The following is a 22,318-nucleotide window of genomic DNA, read 5'->3' on the forward strand; positions in this document are numbered from 1 at the left end:
GATGAAGGTCAGAGGCGCGCGCCGACCATCCGGGCAACGTCGACCAGGCGGTGGGCATAGCCCCATTCGTTGTCGTACCAGGCGTAGACCTTGACCTGGGTGCCGCCGATCACAAGGGTCGAGAGGGCATCGACGATCGCGCTGCGGGGGTCGTTGACGTAATCGGAGGAGACGAGGGGGCGGTTCTCGTAGCCGAGGATGCCCTTGAGCGGCCCTTCGGCGGCGGCCTTGAAGAGGGCGTTGACCTCTTCGGCGGTCGTTGGGTGGGCGACCTCGAAGACGCAATCGGTCAGCGAGGCGTTCAGCAGCGGCACGCGTACCGCATGGCCGTTCAGCTTGCCGGCGAGCTCGGGGAAGATCAGGCCGACGGTGCGGGCCGAGCCGGTGGTGGTGGGAATGAGCGCGTTCAGCGCCGAGCGCGCCCGGCGCAGGTCCTTGTGGGCGCGGTCGACGATGGTCTGGGTGTTGGTCACGTCGTGGATCGTCGTCATCGAGCCGTGACGGATCCCCAGCCCCTCGTGCAGGACCTTGACCACCGGCGCCAGGCAGTTGGTGGTGCAGCTGGCGGCGGTGACGATATGGTGCTGCGCCGGATCGTAGATGCCGTCGTTGACGCCCATGACGACATTGGCGGTGGGGCCGTCGTTGACCGGGGCCGAGACCACGACCTTTTTCACTCCGGCGTCGAAATAGGGGCGTAGTTTCGCCTCGGTCTTGAAGGTGCCGGTGCAGTCGATCACCACGTCGACGCCCCGAAGCGGCAGGTCGGCGATCTGGCGGGTGCCGATGAAGGGCAGCCGGGTGCCGTCGATGGTGACGGCGCTGTCGTCATGGCTGATCCGGGCGTCCCAGCGGCCATGTACCGTGTCGAATTCCAGCAGATGCGCATGGGTCGCCGCATCGCCTTCGGCGTCGTTGATCCAGGCGATGCGGTCGCCTGCGCGCAGCAGCGGGCGCAGGGCAAGCTTGCCGATCCGGCCAAGGCCGTTCAGGGCATAGGTGGTCATGGCGGTCTCCTATGGGGTGAGGGCGATGCGGTCCACGGCGTGTTGCCGCGCGATCCGGTCGAGGTCGGTCAGGGGCAGGGCGGTGAAGGCGGAAAGGCGGGCCTTGAGCCCGTCATAGGCGGCCTGGAAGGCGAGGGCGCATTCGGCCGGGGTGCCGGGGGCGGCGGCCGGATCCGGCAGGCCCCAATGGGCGGTGACGGGCAGGCCGGGCCAGGCGGGGCAGTCCTCGTTCGCGGCGGAATCGCAGAGGGTGAAGATGAAATCCATCTGTGGCGCATCGGGGCCCTGGAAGGTGTCCAGCGGTTTCGGGTGCAGCTCTGACGCGTCGTGGCCATTGGCGCGCAGCGTGTCGAGGGTCAGCGGATGCAGCGCCGCGCGGGGCTGGGTTCCGGCCGAGAAGGCGCGGAACCTGTCGCCGGCAAGGGCCCTTAGCAGGGTTTCCGCGAAGGCCGAGCGCGCGGCATTGCCGGTGCACAGGAAAAGCACGTTGAAGAGGCGATCCTGGCCCGGGCCTGCGCTGGCGGGCAGGCAGGCCTGGGGGCGGCCGCGGCAGCAATCGGCAAAGAGGTAGCCCAGCAGCGCATCCGCCGCCTGCGGCTGCGCGCGGTAGCGCAGCGAGGTCCCGGCGCGTTCCTGTTCGATCAGGCCGGCGCCGCGCAGGGCGCCCAGATAGACCGACAGGGTCGAGGGTTTCAGCTGCAGGATGTCAGCCACCTCTCCGGCCGGCAGGGCCTGGGGATAGCGGCGCATCAGCAGCCGCCAGATCGCCAGGCGCTGCGCATGTCCAAGGGTCGAAAGCTGGGCGAGAATCGTATTTTCCATATTTCATGAAATATGGAAATATAGGCGCTGTGTCCAGCGGGAACGGCCCTAGATCCGCAGGAAGGGCTGCGCGAGGCGCGGCAGGAAGGCGCGGAAGCGCAGCCGTGCATCGGTGGCGGCCAGGCAGATACAGGGGGAGCCCTCGACCGCGATGGGGGTGTGTTCCAGCGTTTCATCGGCGATTTCGACGTCGCCGGGGCCGAAATGGCCGGTCTCGTCGCGGAAGGCGCCCTGCAGGACCAGTGTCAGTTCCAGCCCGTTGTGGCCGTGGTCGGGCACGGCCATGCCGCCGGGGATCCACAGCAGCCGGACGGATCCCTTGCCGTCTTCCATCAGGATCTTCTGGCGCACACCGCCGCCCGCCGGGCGCCAGCGCGGTTCGGCATGGTTCAGCACCTCGGCCACGGGGCCGGGATAGATCCCCATCCGGGCGGGGCCCTTCGGCGCGGGCGCATCATCCAGACGGGCCAGCATCCGGTCCAGCGCGCCATCGGAAAGCGCGGGCGTTTCACCCCCTTCCAGCAGGGTGCCGGCCAGGGTGTCCCGGGCGTCCAGCAGCGCGCGGCAGTCGTCGCACAGCGATACATGCGCCGCCACCACCAGTTCGAACGTGCGGGGCAGCTGGCCTGCGGCATAGGCCGCCAGCATGGTGTCGGGGATATGATGGGCGGTCTTGGCCATCACGATCGCAGATCCTTCAGGTCGTGGCGCAGCCGCTCCAGCCCCAGGCGGATGCGCGATTTGATGGTACCGAGAGGCAGGCCGGTTTCGGCCCGGATCTCTCCGTGGGTGAGGTCGCCCAGATAGGCGCGCGCGATCACGTCGCGCTGGTCGGGGCTGAGCCGGTCGAGGGCGGCACGCAGTTCGTGGGCCTCCTGCGACAGGGCCAGCTGCTGGCCGGGGTCGTCTTCGGGCGGGGTGGCAAGCTCTACCTCCTCGGGCAGGGAGCGCGGCGCGCGGCGCACCAGGTCGATCTGGCGGTTGCGCGCGATCCGGTAGATCCACCCCGAGACCTGGGCCCGGGCGGGATCGAACTGCGCCGCCTTGCGCCAGACCTGCAGCATCACGTCCTGCACGACGTCCTCGGCCTCGGCGCCGGTCATGCCCGAGCGCATCAGCATCCCCTTGATCCGCGGCCCGTAGAAGGCAAAGAGCCGCGCGAAGGCCGCCCGATCCCGGTGATCGCGGATCGCCAGCATCCATTCGGTCTGGGTGCTGGGGGTGTCGGAAGCCATCTGGGTCACCGCCGGCCTGCCTTTCTGCCATGCGTCCTGCCGCGCGGGTCTGGTCGCGCGCTTGGGGGAAACTGTTGCAGGCATCGGGTCCGGGTTCAACATGTCAGGACTACGCGGCGCCGGCGCCCCCGGATCACCGGCGGGGGGAAGATTTCGCGCCGTGGGGGATTTTTTCGCCCGCGCCGCCCTTTCTTTGTGAACTGCCGGGGGATCTGGACCGTATCCTTATCCGAACCCATGCAGGAGACGCCCATGTCCTTCGACGCGCTGTCCTTTCGTCCGCAGAAGATCGCCATCATCGGGGCGGGGATCTCGGGGCTGGCGGCGGCCTACCAGCTGGCGCCGCATCACAGGGTGACGCTTTACGAGGCCGAGGACCGCCTGGGTGGCCATGCCCGCACCGTCACCGCCGGGCTGCGGGGGGACCAGCCGGTCGATACCGGCTTCATCGTCTTCAACTATGCCAACTATCCGCATCTGACGCGGATGTTCCGCGACCTGGACGTGCCGGTGATGAAAAGCGACATGAGCTTTGGCGCCACCATCGCCGGGGGGCGGGTGGAATACGGGCTGCGCGATCTGGGCGCGGTGCTGGGGCAGCGGCGCAACCTGCTGCGGCCGGGCTTTGCGGCGATGATCCGCGATATTCTGCGCTTCAACGCCGGGGCCGAGGCGCTGGCACAGGACGACAGCCTGACCATCGGAGAGCTGATGGCGCAGATGCGGCTGGGCCGCTGGTTCCGTGAATATTACCTGCAGCCGATCTGCGGCGCGATCTGGTCCACCCCGCCCGAGGGGATCGCGGCCTTTCCGGCGCGGCCGCTGCTGCGGTTCTTCCGCAATCATGCCTTGCTGTCTGCCCGGGGGCAGCACCAGTGGTGGACGGTTGATGGTGGATCCATACAATATGTGGATCGCCTGACCCGCCATCTGACGGCCCTTGGCGTGACCATCCGCACCGGCACGCCGATTGCCGCGGTGCGTCGCCACGGCCCCCGCCCCGAGGTCGTCACCATGCTGGCGCCGCCCGAAAGCTATGACCAGGTGATCCTGGCCTGCCATTCCGACCAGGCGCTGCGGCTGCTGGCCCGCCCCACCTGGGACGAGCTGAAGGCGCTCTCGGCGGTGAAATACCAGGACAACACCATGGTGCTGCACCGCGACACGCGGCAGATGCCCCGGCGGCGGGCCTGCTGGTCTTCGTGGGTCTACCAGTCCGACGGGCGGCCGCGGCCGCAGATCGGCGTCACCTACTGGATGAACCGGCTGCAGAACATCCCCGAAGAGGATCCCCTTTTCGTCACCCTGAACCCCGCGCAGGACATCCCCGATGCGCTGAGCTATGACCGCAAGACCTTCCGCCACCCGGTCTTTGACGGCCCGGCCTTGGAGGCGCAGCGCCGCATCGCTGCCATTCAGGGCCAGAATGCCACCTGGTTCGCCGGCGCCTGGCTGCGCCATGGCTTTCACGAGGACGGCTTTGCCAGCGCGGTGCGCGTCGCCCGGCAGATCGACCCGGCGCTGGCATGATCGACACCCCCTGCCATATCCCCGGCCAGACCCTGCACGCCCGGCGCGGCGCTGTGCGGCACCGGTTCCGCTACGCGGTGGACTACGTGCTGATCGACGCCGAACGCGACGAACGCTGGCCGTGGCTGTTTTCCCGCAACCGCGCCAACCTTGCCTCGGTGCATGACCGCGACCATGGCGGGATCCGCGGGCAGGGGCAGGGCGCGCCCTGGCTGCGCGCGGTGCTGGCCGAACGCGGCCTGCCTGCCGCCCGCATCAGCCGCGTGCTGCTGCTGACCCAGCCGGCGCTGCTGGGGCGCGTCTTCAACCCGGTGTCGTTCTGGCTGGTCTATGAGGGCGCGGCGCTGATCGCCGTGGTGGCCGAGGTCAACAACACCTTCGGCGACCGCCACAGCTACCTGTGCGCCCATCCCGGTTTCCTGCCCATCGCCCCCACCGACCGGCTGCGGGCGCAGAAGGTCTTTCATGTCTCGCCCTTCCAGCAGGTCGCGGGCGGCTACAGTTTCCGCTTTGCCCTGCAGGACGGGCGCGTCGACATCCGGATTGACCATGACAATGGTAAAGAGGGTCTTTACGCTACCCTCGGCGGGCCCTGCCGGCCGCTGACCAGCCGCGGCCTTCTGGGGGCGGCGCTGCGCCGCCCTCTGGGGCCGTTGCGGACGCTGGTGCTGATCTACTGGCAGGCCCTGAAACTGAAGGCGAGGGGCGCGCGCTACACGACCCGCCCCGCCCCCCCGAAGGAGGACCTGACCTGATGCTGAGTGCCCGCGTGAAGACGGAATTCCTGAAGACCTGCGAGGGGATCACCCATGGCAGCCTGAGCGTGATCACACCCGAGGGCGACACCCACCGCTTTGGCCAGGGCACCCCCGAGGCCGAGCTGCAGATCCACGACTGGTCCGCCATCACCGCGATGATCGCGCGCGGCGACATCGGCATGGGGGAGACCTATGTGGCGGGGCTGTGGGACACGCCCTCGATCGAGGCGCTGACCCGCGTGGCACTGCTGAACCTCGACCAGTTTTCCGCCTATGCCTATGCCAGCCCCCTGCAAAGCCTGAAGTTCCGTCTGATCGACCGGCTGGTGCGCGCCAATTCGCGCCGCGGCGCCGCGCGCAACATCAAGGCGCATTACGATGTCGGGAACGAGTTCTTCCAGCTGTGGCTCGACCCGTCGATGACCTATTCCTCGGCGCTTTATGCCGAAGGCGATGATCTGGAACGCGCCCAGCTGCGCAAGTACGACCGGATCCTGGATCACCTGCCCGATGCGGGCCGCGTGCTGGAGATCGGCTGCGGCTGGGGCGGTTTCGCCGAACGCGCGGCGGGGCAGGGGCGCGATGTCACCGGGCTGACGATCTCGCCCTCGCAGAAGGGCTATGCGGATGCGCGGCTGGACGGGCGCGCCGACATCCAGCTGCGCGATTACCGCGACAGCCACGGCCGGTTCGAGGGCATCGTCTCGATCGAGATGATCGAAGCGGTGGGCGAACGCTACTGGCCGTCCTATTTCGCCACGATCCGCGACCGGCTGGTCGAGGGCGGCCGCGCCATGGTGCAGGCGATCACCGTGCCGGATGCCTATTTCCCGACCTACCGGAAGGGATCGGATTACATCCGCGCCCATGCCTTTCCGGGCGGGATGCTGCTGTCGGACAACCAGATCGCCAAGGCCGCGACGGGGGCGGGGCTGCGCGTCGCCTCCTCTCATGCCTTCGGACGCGACTATGCGCGCACCTGTCGCACCTGGCTGGACCGGATGGAGGCCGAGGCGCCGCGCATCCACCGTTTCGGCTATGCCGAGGCGTTTTTGCGCAGCTGGCGCTTTTATCTGGGGATCTGCGCCGCCTCGTTCGAGGTCGGCCAGACCGATGTCGTCCAGGTCGAGCTGCTGCGGGTCTAGGTCGCAGGCGCTTTCCGGCCGATGGCCAATCTGCCATAGGGGAAAGCGGGCCGACTCGCGTTAACTTACGTTAAGGAAGTCGCGTTGCTTCTGCCGGCTTCCGCAAGTCCCGCCTGTTTTACAAGTGCACCTTTTAACGAGGAATGTTCCATGTCCCGGACACGAGACCTGACTGGCAAGACCTATTGGCTGATCGGCGCGAGCGAAGGGCTCGGCCGTGATCTGGCAAAAGAGATGAAGCGCATGGGCGCCGAGCTGATCCTGTCGGCGCGCAGCGAGGACCGGCTGCACCAGCTGGCGGACGAGCTGGGCGGCGCGCAGGTGCTGCCGATGGATGTGACGGATGCGGCCTCGGTCGCGGCGGCGCTGCCGCGGGGCGGGGCGGCCGACGGGCTGATCTATTGCGTCGGCGATTACGACCCGATGACCGCGCAGGACTGGGATGCCGAAAAGGTCGTGGCGATGGCCGACACGAATTTCATGGGCGCGCTGCGGGTGCTGGGGCCTGTCATCCCCTCCTGGGTTGATCGCGGCGACGGACATGTGGTGCTGATCGGGTCGCTGGCCTCGTTCAAGGGGCTGCCGGGGGCCATCGGCTATGGCGCCTCGAAGGCCGCGCTGCGCCACCTGGCCGAGGATATGTATATTGACCTGAAGGGCACCGGCGTCGACGTGCAGGTGGCCCACCCGGGCTTTATCCGCACCCGTCTGACCGCCAAGAACGCCTTCCGCATGCCGCAGATCATGGACAGCCACGAAGCCGCCCGCCAGGTGATGTGCGTGGTGCGCAACCGCGAACCCCGGCAGCTGGCCTTCCCGACCCCGTTCAGCTGGGTCTTTACCGTGCTGGGCCGGATCCTGCCCTTCCGCCTTTACGCGCGCATCGTCGCGGGCTGAGGCCTCTGGCGGGGGCCCCTCACGCGGGGCTCTCGCAAATGTCATTTTTGCAACACATTTCGCGAAATGAAGTGCCTGACTGAAAAAGTCGGGATCTTTGCCTTGTGACTGTTGGACGAGCGTTTACATCCCGGTTCCAGACGCCAGCCGCCCCGGGTCCTGATCCGGCCCCGCAAGCCTCCCACCTTCTCATTTCCGCATTGACCGGAGGCATCATGGCTTGCTCTGCACGCCTGGTGTCCGGTACCGCTATGGCCCTGCTTCTGTCGGCAGGGTTCTCTCCGGTGCTGGCCCAGGAGACGTCCACTTCCCTCACCACATCGGAGGATGATGTCATCCTCCTCGATTCCATCGACGTGAAGTCCTACGAGCAGGAGGTGCTGCAATCGCTGGGCGTCTCGGTGATCTCGTCCAAGGATATCGCGGAACAGGGTGTCGCCAACGACATTTCCGAGGTCGTGCGCAAGATGCCGGGCGTCAACCTGACCGGCGCCTCGTCCTCGGGGCAGCGCGGCAACCAGCGGCAGATCGACATCCGTGGCATGGGCCCGGAAAACACCCTGATCCTGATCGACGGCAAACCCGTGCTGTCGCGCGACAGCGTCAAGATGGGCCGCGCCGGCGAACGTGACACCCGGGGCGACAGCAACTGGGTCCCGGCCGAGCTGATCGACCATATCGAGGTGATCCGCGGCCCGGCGGCGGCGCGCTATGGCTCGGGTGCGGCAGGTGGCGTGGTCAACATCGTCACCAAGCAGCCCGACAAGGACCTGTTCCAGGTCTCGGTCAACTACAACCAGCCGGAAAGCAGCCTGGAGGGCGCCGACCGCCGGGTGAACGTGCTGTGGGAAAAGAAGCTGAGCAAGGACCTGAGCCTGCGGCTGACCGGCAACTACAACAAGTCCGATCCCGATGACCCCGAGATCAACGCCTCGGCCGTGGCCGAAGGCGACACCGCGCCCGCCGGCACCGAAGGGGTGATCAACAAGGACACCTCGGCGATGCTGCGCTGGAAACCCAGCGACATCAATACGTTCGACTTCGAGCTTGGCTACTCGATGCAGGACAACATCTATGCGGGGGACACCCAGCTTAGCAGCGGGCGCAACACCGACACCGCCGATGCGCTGGCGGCCGAGCAGGCCACCACCAACAAGATGCGCCGCCTGACGGCCTCGGTCACCCACAAGGGCACCTATTCCTTTGGCGATGTGACCAACTACATCCAGTGGGAGCACACCCAGAACCGCCGTCTGTCCGAAGGGAGCACTGGCTCGGTCGAGGGCACGATCAACTCGGCCAGCGACTGGGGCACGGTCAAGCTGGACAATATCGCCGCCAAGTCCGAACTGACCCGCAATGGCCGCTTCCTGGGCCACGAGGCCAAATGGACCACCGGCGCCGAGATCCGGTTCGAGCGCATGGACGATCCGGTCTCGATCAGTTCGCGCGGCGATATCGACTTTAGCTATGGCAGCACGGCGGCCAGCGCCGCGGATCGCGATCCGGTCAGCAGCCAGACGATGGTGGGCCTTTATGGCGAAGGCAACATCATGTGGACCGACCGGCTGGCGATCACGCCCTCGATCCGGGCGGATTATGCCGATACCTTCGGGGCGAACCTGTCGGGGTCGCTGAACGCCAGCTACGAGGTCAGTTCCAACTGGACGCTGAAGGGCGGCGTGGCGCAGGCCTTCAAGGCGCCGAACCTGTACCAGCTGAACCCGAACTACATCTACACCACCAGCGGCAACGGCTGCCCCTATCCCTATTACCGCAACGGCCCCTGTTACGTGCTGGGCAACGAGGATCTGAAGCCTGAAACCAGCCTGAACACCGAGCTGGGCGTGGCCTATTCCAGCCCGAAGGGCATCGAGGCGACCCTGACCGCCTTCCACAATGACTATCGCAACAAGATCCAGGCCGGCACCGACCAGATCGCGGAACTGACGGTCGATGGCTCGACCTACCGGGTCTACCAGTGGGAAAACATCCCCCGCGCCCTGGTCGAGGGGGTCGAGGGCAGCTTCCAGGCGCAGCTGCGCCATGACCTGAAGCTGCTGACCAACTTCACCTGGATGATCAAGTCCGAGAACAAGGAAACCGGCGACCCGCTGAGCCTGGTGCCGAAATACACCGTCAATGCCTCGCTGGAATGGCAGGCCACCGACAAGCTGAAGGTGATTCCGGCGGTGACGCATTACGGCAAGATCTCGGCGGCGCAGACCAATGCGACGACGGGCTATGCCTATGACGACACGACCTCGCGCGATCCCTACACGCTGGCCAGCCTGACGCTGGCCTACCAGGTCCGCGATGGCTTCACCATGAAGGGTGGCGTCAGCAACCTGTTCGACAAGCAGATCCTGCGTTCGGGCAGTGGGGCCGAGACCTACAACGAACCCGGCCGGGCCTATTTCTTTGGCCTGACCAAGACCTTCTGATCCCGGCGGGATCCTTGAGGGAACCGGCCGCAGAGCGATCTGCGGCCGGTTTGCGTTCGGGGGCCGTTTTCCCGGAAGTCCGGCCCCGTGCCTGATCCCGGGGGCATTCGGGGCCGTCCGGGTCCGCTCTGGGGGCATCTGGGAAAGGCGCGGGGTCCTGAGGGGCGGATGCGCCGTGGGCGGCAGCCGCAGCCGATGGGCGCCCCGCGGCGGGTCAGTCCTCGGGCTGGTCGGGCAGTTCGGGCAGGGGCGGGCGGTCGCGCGCGGCCAGTTCGGCGGCGGCGTCGGTGCCGATGCCGGTCATGCACAGAATCCGGGTGATGATCTGCTGGCGGCTGTCGCCGGGCAGGCGGCCCTCGACGATGGCCAGCGCCGCGCCGAAGATCGCCGTCGTCGCCAGCCGCCAGACCAGTTCGGGGTCGGGGACCTCGAACCGGCCGGCGGCCTGGGCCTGCTGCAGGTCGCGGATCGCGAAGGGCCCCATCATCCGGTAGGCGGCATCGGCGATGAATTCCGAACGGTGCAGCAGCAGCCGCCAGCGCGGATCATCCACGGCCTCGTCCAGCACGTTGCGGATGCCGAAGGCATAGACCTGCGCCGGGTCGTCGAAACGGCGTGTCACCATCTCGATCCGCAGGCCCAGCTGGTGCATCAGGTCCTCCAGCACCGCGATCGCCAGTTCTTCCTTCGACTTGAAGTAGCTGTAGACGGTGCCCGCGCCGACATCGGCACGTTCGGCGATCTCCAGCATGGTCGTCGCGTCCACGCCCTTTTCGGTCATGATCGCGCTGGCGGCGGACAACAGCGCCTTGCGCTTGCGCCGCTGCGAGCGCGCGACGCGCCCTTCGGGGGCCGGTTTCTGTGTGCTCATGCGCCTTTCCTGAAAGGTTCGGGATCGAATCATATTCGACGGTCAACCGCCCGACAATCGCGGCCGGGTCAAGCCCATGGCACCGGGCAGGGTCAGGGTACCGCTCTGCCTAAATCGTCAACACATTGGATTTCCTTCCAGATCCTGCACCGACCCACGGGAAAAATCGACAAATAATCGAAATTGACGAACGTTCGATTTTGCGTCAGCTTAAGGAAAGACGGCCCCGGAGGACCCGATTGCCGGGTGGGGCCTTGTTTCGGACGACGGAGGAGATGCGCATCAGGCGCCCCACCGTCTGGACTTTCAGGGAGGAATCCGAATGACCGTTTCCGCGGACCAATCCGTCATGTCCTGTGACGTGGCCATCCTGGGCGCCGGCCCGGTGGGCACGCTGCTGGCGATCCTGCTGGGCCAGCGCGGCAAGCGCGTGACGCTGATCGAGCGCTGGACGACCCATTACGAACTGCCGCGCGCCGTGACCTATGACCACGAGATCGCGCGCATCCTGGCGACGCTGGGCATGGACTCCGAGAACGACCCCTCGGTCAGTTTCCATGACGAACTGTACTACTGGCAGAACGCCAAGCGCGAGAACCTGCAGATCGTCGATTGGCAAAGCCAGTCGGCCTCGGGGTGGCGGGTGCGCTACTGGTTCAACCAGCCGATGCTGGAGAACCGCTTCCTCGACATGGCGGCCAAGCTGGAAACCGTCACCATCCTGCGCGGCTGGGACGGCGTCGCGATGGAGCAGGACGCCGAGGGCGTCACCCTGACCCTCAGGCAGAACCCCGAGGAATATGGCCCCGATGGCGACACCCGCGTCATCCGGTCCAAGTTCCTGGCCGGGACCGATGGCGCCAATTCCTTCGTGCGCAACACCCTCGGGATCCAGAACGAGGACCGCGGCTATTTCTTCGACTGGCTGATCCTCGACATGATCCCGAACTTTGACTACTGCGCCACCCGCCCCGACGAGCCCGCCCAGTGGCAGCTGTGCGATCCGGCCCGCCCCACCACCATCGTGCCCGGCGGCCCCGGGCCGCACGCGGGCAGCTTCCCGCGCCGCCGCTGGGAATACATGGTCCTGCCGGGCGAGGATCCGGCGGAACTGGCGCGCCCCGATAACGCCTGGAAGCTGCTGGAACCCTGGGGGATCACCCCCGACAATGCGGAACTGGAACGTTCGGCCGTCTACCGCTTTCAGGCCCGCTGGGCCAAGGAATGGAACAAGGGGCGCTGCGTGATCGGGGGCGATGCCGCCCACCTGATGCCGCCCTTCGCAGGCGAAGGCATGTGCGCGGGCATCCGTGACGCCATCGCCATGGGCTGGCGCCTGAATGCCATCCTGGAGGGCAAGGCGGGTCTGGGGCTGCTGGACAGCTACACCACCGAGCGCGTCGAGCACGCCAAGCACTACATCACCTTCAGCCAGGAGCTGGGAGAGATCATCTGCGTCGCCGATGATGCCCTGGCCGAAACCCGCGATGCCGCGATGATCGCCGATCTGGCCGCCCGTGGCGAAACCCCGGTGCCGACCGATGTCTGCCATCTGGGCAAGGGCGTGTGGTGCGATGCCTCGGCCCATGCGGGCGAACTGTCGGTGCAGGGCGTGGTCGAGGCCAACGGCAAGCGTGACCGCTTCGATCAGGCCGTGGGGCAGGGCTGGGTGCTGGTGGGCTATGGCACCGATCCCCTTGCGGCGCTGACCTACAGCCAGCGCGGCCAGCTGGCGACGCTGGAGGGCTTTGCCACCCGGATCGGTCCGCAGGGATCGGATGCGCCGGTGATCGACGCCGAGGGCACCTACAAGCAGTGGCTGGAAGGCATCGACGCACAATATGTGCTGATCCGCCCGGACTTCTACGTCGCCCTGACCGCCAGAACCCCGGAAGAGCTGCGCAGCCGCTTCGACAAGGTGATGGTCGCGCTCGACCTGATGCCCGCCCCGGAAATGGCGGCCGAGTGACGACGATGATTGCGGATTTTACCTGCACACTGAACCCGGCCCGGGTGATCTTCGGGCCGGGAAGCCTGACGCGCGTCGCGGCGGAAATCGCGGGGCAGGGGGGCAGGAAGGCCCTGATCCTGTCGACCCCCTTCCAGAAGGCCGATGCCGAGGCACTGGCGGCATCCCTGGGCGATGCGGCGGCGGGCGTCTATGCCAATGCTACCATGCACACCCCCGTCGCCGTCACCAACGCGGCGATGGAGGTCTATGCGCAGACGGGGGCGGATTGCGTCGTGGCGCTTGGCGGCGGCTCGACCATCGGGCTGGGCAAGGCCATCGCCTATCGCAACGACTGCCCGCAGATCGTCGTCGCCACCACCTATGCGGGCTCCGAGGTGACGCCGATCCTGGGCCAGACCGAGGACGGCGTGAAGACCACCGTCAAGGGTGCCTCGATCCTGCCCGAGGTGGTGATCTACGACCCGAAGCTGACGCTGGGCCTGCCGGTGGGCATGTCGGTCACGTCCGGGCTGAACGCCATGGCCCATGCGGTCGAGGGCGTCTATGCGCAGGACCGCAATCCGATCGCCTCGATGATGGCGGTCGAGGGGGTGCGGGCGCTGCGCGACGCGCTGCCGGTGATCGTGAAGACGCCGGGGGATGTCGATGCAAGGGGGGCTGCGCTCTATGGATCGTGGCTGTGCGGCACGGTTCTGGGGGTGGTCGGCATGGCGCTGCACCACAAGCTTTGCCACACGCTGGGCGGCAGTTTCGACCTGCCCCATGCCGAGACCCATTCCATCATGCTGCCCCATACGGCGGCCTATAACGCGCCCGCCGCGGGCGCCGCGATGCAGCCGCTGGCGGATCTGTTCGGCGGCGACATCGGGCGCGGCCTTTGGGATTTCGCCAAGGCGCTTGGCGCCCCCATGGCGCTGAAGGATCTGGGCACCACCGAGGCCGACATGGACCGCGCCGCGGATCTGGCGGTCAGAAATCCATACTGGAACCCCCGCCCCGTCGAACGGGACGCGGTTCGCGCCTTGCTGCAGCGCGCTTGGGAGGGCGCGCCGCCGCACTAGAAAAAGGCCAGGCATCAGGGAGGAGACAACGATGCTGACACGACGCAAATTGCTGAAAACAGGTCTCGCCGCGACGGCGGCGGGATCCTTGGGACTGCCGGCGCTGGCCAAGGGCAGCGCCATCAGGATCGGTTACGTCAGCCCGCAATCGGGGCCGCTGTCGGCCTTTTCCGAGGCCGACGACTACATGATCGCCAAGTTCCTCAAGGTCGCGCGCGCCGAGGGGCTGAACGTCGAGGTGGTCGTCAAGGACAGCCAGTCGAACCCGAACCGCGCCGCCGACGTGGCCCGCGAACTGATCGTGCGCGACGGGGTGAACCTGATCTGCGTCGCCTCGACCCCGGAAACCACCAACCCGGTCTGCACCATCGCCGAATCCGAGGAAATCCCGGTGATTTCCACCGTCGCGCCCTGGCAGCCCTGGTTCATCGGCCAGCAGGGCAATCCGAACGACCCGAAAAGCTGGCAGGATTTCGATTACGTCTACCACTTCTTCTGGGGGCTCGAGGACAATGTCGCGACCTTCCTGAACATGTGGGACACGATCCCCACCAACAAGGTCGCGGGGGCGCTGTGGCCCAATGACGGCGACGGCAATGCCTGGGCCTCGGGGGTGGGGATGCCGGGCCCTGCGCAGGACGCGGGCTACAAGCTGATCGACACCGGCCGCTATCAGAACCTGACGGATGATTTCTCGGCGCAGATCAATGCCTTCAAGGCCGCCGGGGCAGAGATTTTCACCGGCATCCCGATCCCGCCCGATTTCACCACCTTCTGGACCCAGGCGCGTCAGCAGGGCTTTACGCCCAAGGTGGCCTCGATCGCCAAGGCGCTGCTGTTCCCCGAAAGCGTGCAGCAGCTGGGCGATCTGGGCCACAACCTGTCGTGCGAGGTCTACTGGGCGCCCGAATTCCCCTATGCCTCGTCGCTGACCGGCGAAAGCTGCAAGGACCTGGCGGCGGGCTTCGAGGCGGCGAAGGGCCGCCAGTGGACCCAGCCGGTGGGCTTTACCCATGCCCTGTTCGAGGTCGCGGCCGATGCGCTGAAGCGCGCGGATGATCCCACCGATGCCGATGCCCTGGCCCAGGCCATCGGCACGACCAGTCTGGATACCGTGGTCGGCAAGATCGCCTGGGGCCGGGACAACCTGCCCGAATTCGCCCGCAAGAACGTCGCCAAGACGCCGCTGGTCGGAGGCCAGTGGCGGCGCCAGGATGACGGGTCCTTCGATCTGGTCATCGTCGAGAACTCCAACGCCCCCGAGATCCCCACCGGCGGATCCCTGGAAGCGCTGGCCTGAGGTCCCCTCCCGGACGGCGGGCGGGCTTCGGCCTGTCCGCATTCGGGCGCGAAAGGAACATCGCAATGGCATTGCTCTCTCTGGCCAACGTGTCGAAATCCTTCGGGGCGCTGAAGGTGACCGATGGCGTCAGCTTCACCCTGGACCCCGGTCAGGCGCTTGGCGTCATCGGGCCGAACGGCGCGGGGAAATCGACCCTTTTCAACCTGATCACCGGGAACATCCTGCCCAACGAAGGCACCATCGTCTTTGATGGCAGGGACGTGACCCGGGTGCCGCCGATGACACGGGTGGGGATGGGGATTGGCCGGTCCTTCCAGATCCCGCAGCCCTTCACCCATCTGTCGGTCTATGAAAACCTGCTGGTTGCCGCGCAGTTCGGCGGCGGCCATCACCAGGGCAACCCCGGCGCCTTCTGCATGGACATCCTGGGGCGCACCGGGCTGGCGGATCTGGCCGACCGGCCCTCGGGGGGGCTGACGCTGCTGCAGCGCAAGCGGCTGGAACTGGCGCGCGCCATGGCGACCTCGCCCCGGCTGATCCTGCTGGACGAGATCGCCGGCGGCCTGACCGAGGCCGAGTGCCACGCGCTGGTCACCACCATCCGCGCCATCCATGCCGAGGGCACGGCGATCATCTGGATCGAACATGTGCTTCATGCGCTGACCTCGGTGGTGGAACGGCTGATGGTGCTGAACTTCGGCCGGATGCTGATGATCGGCGACCCCGAAGAGGTCATGCAATCGCCCGACGTGCGCGAAATCTATCTGGGGATCGAGGCATGACCGGCGCGCTGCTGCAAACCCATGGGCTGAAGGCCTGGTATGGCGACTTTCAGGCGCTGTTCGGGGTGGATCTGACCCTGAAGGCCGGGGAAACGCTGGCCATCATCGGGGCCAATGGCGCCGGCAAGACGACGCTGATGCGCTCGCTCACCGGGCTTCTGACGCAAAAGCCCGAAGAGATCCGCCTGCATGATCGCGCCATCGGTGCCCTGCCGGCCTGGGACGTGATCGAACTGGGCATCGCCATGGTGCCCGAGGGGCGCCGCCTGTTCCCCTCGCTCTCGGTCGAGGAAAACCTGCTGATCGGCGCGCACAGGCGGCGCGGCAACGGCTACTGGACGCTGGAGGGGATCTACGACCTGTTCCCGATCCTGAAAGAGCGCCGCCGCAGTCCCGGCACGGCGCTGTCGGGCGGGCAGCAGCAGATGGTCGCCATCGGCCGGGCGCTGATGTCGAACCCCGAGGTCCTGCTGTGCGACGAGATCAGCCTGGGCCTGGCGCCGGTGGTGATCAACGACATCTACGCGGCCTTCCCCCGCATTCGCGAAAGCGGCGCGGCGGTGATCGTGGTCGAACAGGACATCGGCCGCGCCCTGTCGGTCGCTGACCGCGTGGCCTGCATGATGGAGGGCCGCATCACCCTTGAGGGGCGCCCCGACGCGCTGTCGCGCGCGGCCATCCACGACGCCTATTTCGGAGTGAGCGCATGATCGTCGATACCATCGTGCAGGGCATCCTGCTGGGCGGCCTTTATGCCCTTTTCGCCGCCGGGCTCAGCCTGGTGTTCGGGATCATGCGGCTGGTGAACCTGGCCCATGGCGATCTGATCGTGCTGGCGGCCTTCGTGATCCTGATGCTGTGCAGCCATTTCGGGCTGAACCCCTTCGTGGCGGTGCTGCTGGCCATGCCGGTGATGTTCGCCGCCGGCTGGCTGCTGCAGGGCTATGTGCTGAACCGCGTGCTGGGAGACGACATCCTGCCGCCGCTGCTGGTCACCTTCGGCCTGTCGGTGGTCATCCAGAACGGCCTGCTGGAAGGGTTCTCGGCCAACAGCCAAAAGCTCTCGGCCGGCCCGATCGAGGCCGCTTCGCTGAACCTGGGGTTTTCCACCGTGGGGGTGATGCCGCTGATGACGCTGGTGTCGGCGGTGGCGGTGATCTTCGGGCTGAACCAGCTGTTCTACCGCACGGCCCTGGGGCGGGCGTTCCGCGCCACCTCGGATGATGCGGTGACGGCGGGGCTGATGGGCATCCAGCCGCGCAACATCTTCGCGATTGCCACCGGCATCGCGATGGTCGTGGCGACGATTGCGGCGCTCTATCTGGGGATCCGGGCCAATTTCGATCCCTCGATCGGTCCGGCGCGGCTGCTCTATGCGTTCGAGGCGGTGATCATCGGTGGTCTGGGGTCCCTCTGGGGGACGCTGGCGGGGGGCATCGTCATCGGCGTGGCCCAGGCGCTGGGGGCCGCCGTCAATCCCGAATGGCAGATCCTGGCGGGGCATGTGGCCTTCGTCCTGGTGCTGCTGGTGCGGCCGCGGGGCCTGTTCCCGCGCGCCAATGACTGAAGGGGCAGGGACATGACCAAGGAAAACTCAAGCCTTCCCATCCGCGCCCTGCTGGGCCTTGCGGTGATCGCGCTGGCGCTGGTGCCGGTGATCGGGACGCGGGCGCTGGTGCAGGACCTGTTCGGCGTGCTGACGCTGCTGGTGCTGGCGCTGAACTGGAACATGCTGGCGGGCTTTGCCGGGCTGGTGTCGGTGGGCCAGCAGGCCTTCGTGGGGGTGGGCGCCTATGCGATGTTCGCAGGCGTCATCCTGTGGGGGATGGACCCGGTCGCGGCCATCGCGCTGGGCGGCGTCGCCGCGCTGGTGCTGGCGATCCCGATGGCCTTCTTCACCTTCCGCCTGAACGGCGCCTATTTCGCCATCGGCACATGGGTCGTGGCGGAAATCGTCCGGCTGTCGCTGGCGCAGTGGCAGGCGCTGGGCGGCGGCACCGGCACGTCGCTGCCCAAGGGCACCACGAAGGACATGCTGGGCGTGGCGCAGGTGAAGGACTGGCTGGGCCTGTCGAATGCCGCCGCCGCCGATGCGGTCACTTACTGGCTGGCGCTGGCGCTGGCGCTGGTGACGCTGGTCGCGGGCTACCTGTTCCTGCGTTCGCGCATGGGGCTGGGGCTGCAGGCGATCCGCGACAATGCCCAGGCGGCGCGCTCGGTCGGGGTGGATCCGGTCCGGCTGAAGGCCGCGGTCTTCCTGCTGACCGCCTTCGGCACCGGGATCTGCGGCGCGCTGATGTTCCTGCAGATCACCCGGGTCACGCCGCTGGCCGCGTTCTCGGTCGTCGACTGGACCGCCTTCGTGATCTTCATCACCGTCATCGGCGGCATCGGCACCCTGCCGGGCCCCGTGCTGGGCGTGGTCTTCTTCTATGCCCTGCAACGCCTTCTGGCCGATTACGGCACGACCTACCTGATCGTGCTGGGCCTGATCGGCATCGCCACCATGCTGTTCGCCCGGCGCGGATTGTGGGGGCTGATCACCGACCGCACCGGACTGGAGCTGTTCCCGCTGCGCCATAGCGCGCCCGCGGCCCCCGCACCGGCCCCTGCGACACACCTCAGAAAGGAACCGACATGAGCAAGTATTTCACCGAGGAAGGCTCGGTCGAGGCGGTCAACGCCCGCATGGGCGAGGCCATCAACCCCCGCCTGCGCGCGGTCATGGCCAGCCTCGTCAAGCATCTGCACGCCTTCGCCAAGGAGGTCGAGCTGACCCAGGAGGAATGGGACTATGGCATCGAGTTCCTGACCAGGACCGGGCAGATCTGCTCGGCCGAACGGCAGGAGTTCATCCTGCTGTCCGACACGCTGGGTTTCTCGATGCTGGTGGATGCGATCAACAACCGCCGCCCCGAGGGCGCGACCGAGAACACCGTCTTCGGCCCCTTCCACGTCGCCAACGCCCCGATCCGAGAGATGGGCACCAACATCAGCCTCGACGGCAAGGGCGACACCTGCCTTTACGAAGGTCGCGTCATAGATGAGCACGGCGAGCCGATCGAGGGCGCCTGCGTCGATGTCTGGTCCGACAATTCCGACGGCTTCTATGATGTGCAGCAGCCCGACATCCAGCCCAGGTGGAACAACCGGGGCCGCTTCATCACCGGCAAGGACGGCGCCTATCATTTCACCGGCATCAAGCCGGTCAGCTATCCGATCCCCGATGACGGGCCGGTGGGGCAGATGCTGGGGCACCTTGGCCGCCATCCCTACCGCCCGGCGCATATGCATTTCATGATCACCGCGCCCGACCACAAGACCATCGTCACCCACACCTTCGTCGGCGACGATCCCTATATCGAGGACGACACTGTCTTCGGCGTCAAGAAGACGCTGGTTGCCCCCTTCGAACACATCCGCGGCGACACCGAATGGCACTGCCCCTTCGATTTCGTGATGGTCAAGACCAAGGTCTACGCCTGACACCCCCCCGGCCCGCGGATGCCGCGGGCCGTTTCCTGAAGGACCTCTCCCATGCCCCTGATGACGCTTTATTGCGATGACAGCATCGCCCCCGACACCCGCGCGAAACTGGCCGCCGCGCTGCCCGATCTCCGGGCGAAGGTCTGCGCCCTTCTGGATGTGCCGATCTCGGCCGCACAGATGGCGATCCTTTATGTCGCCGGCCTGCCGGACCAGCCGCAGATCAACGCCGAGATCCGCTATCTTGGCCGTACCGACCGCACCCCCGAGAAGATGCGCGGCGTCGCCGAAGAGATGCGCGCGGTGATTGTGCACGCCTGCGACATCCAGGCCGCGATCCGGCTGACGGTGCTGGACCCGCTGACCTATGTCGCGCTGAAATAGGCCCGCCCCGGACCTGCCCCCGGCCATGCGGCATTGCAAATTGACGCGCCCCCGCGGCCGGGGGGATAGTGAACCGATCGGGACAGAGGATCGGAGGGGCGACATTGACCAGATTTCTCATGGCCTTGTTTCGCATCGCCTTATTTCTCAGGGCCTTGCGGGTGGGGGTCGCGGCGGCCTTGCTGCTGGTGCCGCTGGGCGCGCAGGCCGACACCTGGCGTTTCGGCCTGTTCGAGGGCCAGTGGGCCGCCACCCGGCTGCCGCTTTTCCCCTATAATGCGCTGACCGGTCGGCTGTCGTTCGACGACAGCTACCTGACCTCGGTGATCGTGTCGCGTCAGGTGGGGACGGCGGATCTGGTGTTGCCCGGCACCCGCATCGGCTTTCACGACGCGCGATTCGAACTGGAAGGCACCGTCGATGCCCATCACGGCCTGCAGGACCATACCGAGCTGACGCTGGCGGTGATGACCCGCAGCCGGGGCTGGGCCGTGGGCCACAACGGCCTGGTCAGCCTGGGCTGGGCCAACGGCTTTTCCTACGCGCTGTCGCCGCCGGCCTATGAATACGGCTCCGAAGGGGTGCGCGGCGAGGACACCCGCCAGTTCCAGTACTACATGGGATTCGAGGCCGAATATCGCCCCGACCGCGATGGCCACTGGGCGGTCTTTGCGCGGCTGCACCACCGTTCGGGGATCTACGGGCTGATTTCGCCCTCGAAGACGGGGTCGAACATCCTGGGCGTGGGGCTGCGCTGGATCCTGTGATCCGGCGCCCTCCGACCCGCGAACACAGGGCCCCGAAACGACGACGGCCGCAGCGGGTGAACGCTGCGGCCGGGTCATGTTCAGCCCCCCGAGGGAGGGGTTGGTAGCGGAGGAGGGACTTGAACCCCCGACACGCGGATTATGATTCCGCTGCTCTAACCAACTGAGCTACTCCGCCGAACGAGGGGCTGAATACTGTAGGTCTCCGGGGGGGTCAATAGAAAAAGTTCGATTTTTTCGAGGTTGCACCCGCGGGCGGTTCCTGCTTCCTCGGGGCGGTGAAAAGCGCCTGTTTCGGAAGGGGAAAATGCCATGCTGGATCGTCTTAGGGATCTGCTCGGAGAGGCCCATGTGCTGACCGGGGACGCGGCCGTCCCCTATGGCCGGGACTGGAGCGGCAGCCCCCCCGTGATGCCCCTTGCGGTGGTGCGTCCGGCCTCGGTGCAGGAGGTGTCGGCGGTGATGAAACTGGCCTCGGAGACCGCGACGCCGGTGATCGCGCTGTCGGGGCGCACCGGGCTTGCGGGCGGCGGGCAGGGGGCGGGATCGCTGGTGGTCTCGCTCGAACGGATGAACCGCATCCGCGAGATCCGCACCGGCGCGCGTTCCGCCGTGGTCGAGGCCGGGGTGATCCTGTCGCGCCTGCACGAGGCCGCCGAGGCCGAGGGGCTGATCTTTCCGCTGACCTTCGGCGCGCGGGGATCGGCGATGATCGGGGGCGCGCTGGCGACCAATGCCGGGGGCTCGAACGTGCTGCGCTACGGCAATACCCGCGACCTGGTGCTGGGGATCGAGGCAGTGCTGGCGGATGGCACCATCGTCGATCTGATGCAGGACCTGCACAAGAACAACTCGGGCTATGACCTGCGCCACCTGCTGGTGGGGTCCGAAGGGACGCTGGGGATCATCACCGCGGCGGTGCTGCGGCTGCGCCCGAAACCCGGCGCCTATGCGACGGCGCTGGTGGCGATGGATGACCTGGCACCCGCGCTCGATCTGCTGAACGGGATCCAGCAGGCCACCGGCGGCGCGGTCGAGGCCTTCGAATACATGCCCGACAGCTTCGTCGAGGATTACCTGAAGCTGCGTCCCGAGGCCCGCCGTCCCTTCGCCGACCACCCCCCTGTGGTGATCCTGCTGGAAATCGGCGCCCTGGCGCCCCGCGACTGCACCCCGGGCCCCGACGGCGCGCTGCCGATCGTCACCTACCTCGAGCAGGTTCTGGCCGACCAGCTCGAGGCCGGCCGCATCCGCGACGCCCAGATCGCCCGCTCGGGGCAGCAGCGGGCGCAGATGTGGGCGCTGCGCGAAGCCGCCAGCGAGATCGCCGGCACCCGCTCCCCCCGGATGATCCTCGACGTGGCGGTTCCCATCGACCGGGTGGCGGCCTTCCTTGATCAGGCCGACGCGACGCTGGCGCGCCTTGACCCGGAGGCGGGCACCTCGGTGGTGGCGCACCTCGGCGATGGCAACGTGCATTACACGGTCTTCCCCTCTGACGCCGATCCCGTCCACAAGGACCACCTGACGGAAGCGCTCGAGGATGTGGTTGCAACCTTCGGCGGCGCCTTCTCGGCCGAACATGGCATCGGGGTGCACAAGCTCTCGACCATGGCACGGCGCAAGGATCCGGGGGCGCTGGTGGCGATGCGGGCGATCAAGGCGGCGCTCGATCCGCAGAACATCATGAACCCGGGCAAGCTGCTGCCGCCGGTCTGACCGGCACGGAAGCCGCCGGAGGACAGGGCAGGTGCCTCCGGCGGGAGTATTTATGGTCAGATGATGAAGAACCCCGGTTCCCTGTCATCTGACCGGAAATACTCCGGGGGAGCCTCCGCAGGAGGCGGGGGCAGC

The 22,318-nt window shown here is 67.1% G+C and carries 21 protein-coding genes and 1 tRNA gene; 16 read left to right on the forward strand and 6 right to left on the reverse strand.

Features of this window, described 5'->3' with window-relative positions; genetic code table 11:
• Positions 1–8: 8 nt before the first annotated feature.
• The 4 genes from AC2ITM_RS02305 to AC2ITM_RS02320 are packed head-to-tail and all read right to left on the reverse strand — an operon-like array spanning position 9 to position 3,064.
• Positions 9–1,007, reverse strand: a complete 999-nt coding sequence (locus AC2ITM_RS02305) for an ArsJ-associated glyceraldehyde-3-phosphate dehydrogenase (RefSeq protein ID WP_486468228.1) — start codon at positions 1,005–1,007, stop codon at positions 9–11.
• A 9-nt stretch (positions 1,008–1,016) separates the two neighbouring features.
• Entirely contained in the window at positions 1,017–1,829 is an 813-nt protein-coding gene (locus AC2ITM_RS02310; protein WP_486468229.1) for an arsenate reductase/protein-tyrosine-phosphatase family protein, read from the reverse strand.
• A 48-nt stretch (positions 1,830–1,877) separates the two neighbouring features.
• Positions 1,878–2,510 carry a ChrR family anti-sigma-E factor gene (locus tag AC2ITM_RS02315; RefSeq protein ID WP_486469378.1) on the reverse strand — a complete coding sequence of 211 codons (633 nt, stop codon included), beginning with the start codon at positions 2,508–2,510 and terminating at the stop codon, positions 1,878–1,880.
• Positions 2,510–3,064, reverse strand: a complete 555-nt coding sequence (locus AC2ITM_RS02320) for a sigma-70 family RNA polymerase sigma factor (protein WP_486468230.1) — start codon at positions 3,062–3,064, stop codon at positions 2,510–2,512. The genes AC2ITM_RS02315 and AC2ITM_RS02320 overlap by 1 nt, the downstream gene beginning before the upstream one ends.
• A gap of 252 nt (positions 3,065–3,316) precedes the next feature.
• On the opposite strand from AC2ITM_RS02320, the gene AC2ITM_RS02325 reads away from it, so the two are divergent.
• The 5 genes from AC2ITM_RS02325 to AC2ITM_RS02345 all read left to right on the forward strand — a co-directional run bounded on the left by AC2ITM_RS02325 (position 3,317) and on the right by AC2ITM_RS02345 (position 9,838).
• Positions 3,317–4,594, forward strand: coding sequence for an NAD(P)/FAD-dependent oxidoreductase (locus tag AC2ITM_RS02325; protein ID WP_486468231.1), 1,278 nt, complete (start codon positions 3,317–3,319; stop codon positions 4,592–4,594).
• Entirely contained in the window at positions 4,591–5,349 is a 759-nt protein-coding gene (locus tag AC2ITM_RS02330) for a DUF1365 domain-containing protein (RefSeq protein ID WP_486468232.1), read from the forward strand. Before AC2ITM_RS02325 ends, AC2ITM_RS02330 begins: the two co-directional genes overlap by 4 nt.
• Positions 5,349–6,497: a class I SAM-dependent methyltransferase gene (locus tag AC2ITM_RS02335; protein ID WP_486468233.1), complete on the forward strand. Its 1,149-nt coding sequence runs from the start codon at positions 5,349–5,351 to the stop codon at positions 6,495–6,497. The genes AC2ITM_RS02330 and AC2ITM_RS02335 overlap by 1 nt, the downstream gene beginning before the upstream one ends.
• 150 nt (positions 6,498–6,647) lie before the next feature.
• Entirely contained in the window at positions 6,648–7,394 is a 747-nt protein-coding gene (locus AC2ITM_RS02340; RefSeq protein ID WP_486468234.1) for an SDR family NAD(P)-dependent oxidoreductase, read from the forward strand.
• A gap of 251 nt (positions 7,395–7,645) precedes the next feature.
• Positions 7,646–9,838, forward strand: a complete 2,193-nt coding sequence (locus AC2ITM_RS02345; protein WP_486468235.1) for a FepA family TonB-dependent siderophore receptor — start codon at positions 7,646–7,648, stop codon at positions 9,836–9,838.
• A gap of 214 nt (positions 9,839–10,052) precedes the next feature.
• On the opposite strand, the gene AC2ITM_RS02350 is transcribed toward AC2ITM_RS02345, so the two are convergent.
• Positions 10,053–10,709 (reverse strand): TetR/AcrR family transcriptional regulator, encoded by a 657-nt coding sequence (locus tag AC2ITM_RS02350; protein WP_486468236.1) that lies wholly within the window; start codon positions 10,707–10,709, stop codon positions 10,053–10,055.
• A 322-nt stretch (positions 10,710–11,031) separates the two neighbouring features.
• On the opposite strand from AC2ITM_RS02350, the gene mhpA reads away from it, so the two are divergent.
• The 10 genes from mhpA (at position 11,032) to AC2ITM_RS02400 (ending at position 20,464) form a co-directional block, all read left to right on the forward strand.
• Positions 11,032–12,678: a bifunctional 3-(3-hydroxy-phenyl)propionate/3-hydroxycinnamic acid hydroxylase MhpA gene (mhpA, locus tag AC2ITM_RS02355; RefSeq protein ID WP_486468237.1), complete on the forward strand. Its 1,647-nt coding sequence runs from the start codon at positions 11,032–11,034 to the stop codon at positions 12,676–12,678.
• A 5-nt stretch (positions 12,679–12,683) separates the two neighbouring features.
• Complete coding sequence (locus tag AC2ITM_RS02360; RefSeq protein ID WP_486469379.1) at positions 12,684–13,742, forward strand: maleylacetate reductase; 1,059 nt, start codon at positions 12,684–12,686, stop codon at positions 13,740–13,742.
• 31 nt (positions 13,743–13,773) lie between these two features.
• Positions 13,774–15,042: an ABC transporter substrate-binding protein gene (locus AC2ITM_RS02365; protein WP_486468238.1), complete on the forward strand. Its 1,269-nt coding sequence runs from the start codon at positions 13,774–13,776 to the stop codon at positions 15,040–15,042.
• Between the two features lie 65 nt (positions 15,043–15,107).
• The gene (locus AC2ITM_RS02370; RefSeq protein WP_486468239.1) at positions 15,108–15,827 is read left to right on the forward strand and encodes an ABC transporter ATP-binding protein; all 720 of its coding nucleotides are present in this window, start codon (positions 15,108–15,110) and stop codon (positions 15,825–15,827) included.
• The gene (locus AC2ITM_RS02375) at positions 15,824–16,537 is read left to right on the forward strand and encodes an ABC transporter ATP-binding protein (protein WP_486468240.1); all 714 of its coding nucleotides are present in this window, start codon (positions 15,824–15,826) and stop codon (positions 16,535–16,537) included. Before AC2ITM_RS02370 ends, AC2ITM_RS02375 begins: the two co-directional genes overlap by 4 nt.
• A complete protein-coding gene (locus tag AC2ITM_RS02380) occupies positions 16,534–17,394 on the forward strand; it encodes a branched-chain amino acid ABC transporter permease (protein WP_486468241.1) in 861 nt (286 codons plus the stop codon). Before AC2ITM_RS02375 ends, AC2ITM_RS02380 begins: the two co-directional genes overlap by 4 nt.
• Positions 17,395–17,406: 12 nt before the next feature.
• Complete coding sequence (locus AC2ITM_RS02385; RefSeq protein WP_486468242.1) at positions 17,407–18,468, forward strand: branched-chain amino acid ABC transporter permease; 1,062 nt, start codon at positions 17,407–17,409, stop codon at positions 18,466–18,468.
• Positions 18,465–19,313 carry a dioxygenase family protein gene (locus AC2ITM_RS02390; RefSeq protein ID WP_486468243.1) on the forward strand — a complete coding sequence of 283 codons (849 nt, stop codon included), beginning with the start codon at positions 18,465–18,467 and terminating at the stop codon, positions 19,311–19,313. Before AC2ITM_RS02385 ends, AC2ITM_RS02390 begins: the two co-directional genes overlap by 4 nt.
• 51 nt (positions 19,314–19,364) lie before the next feature.
• A complete protein-coding gene (locus AC2ITM_RS02395) occupies positions 19,365–19,697 on the forward strand; it encodes a hypothetical protein (protein ID WP_486468244.1) in 333 nt (110 codons plus the stop codon).
• 119 nt (positions 19,698–19,816) lie between these two features.
• Positions 19,817–20,464: a hypothetical protein gene (locus tag AC2ITM_RS02400; RefSeq protein ID WP_486468245.1), complete on the forward strand. Its 648-nt coding sequence runs from the start codon at positions 19,817–19,819 to the stop codon at positions 20,462–20,464.
• Positions 20,465–20,565: 101 nt separating this feature from the next.
• On the opposite strand, the gene AC2ITM_RS02405 is transcribed toward AC2ITM_RS02400, so the two are convergent.
• Positions 20,566–20,642 (reverse strand) — tRNA-Met (locus tag AC2ITM_RS02405).
• Between the two features lie 134 nt (positions 20,643–20,776).
• Between AC2ITM_RS02405 and AC2ITM_RS02410 the strand changes: the two genes are divergently transcribed.
• The gene (locus AC2ITM_RS02410; RefSeq protein WP_486468246.1) at positions 20,777–22,183 is read left to right on the forward strand and encodes an FAD-binding oxidoreductase; all 1,407 of its coding nucleotides are present in this window, start codon (positions 20,777–20,779) and stop codon (positions 22,181–22,183) included.
• Positions 22,184–22,318: the final 135 nt, after the last annotated feature.

This window comes from Pseudooceanicola sp. NS-SX9 (genome assembly GCF_057380705.1).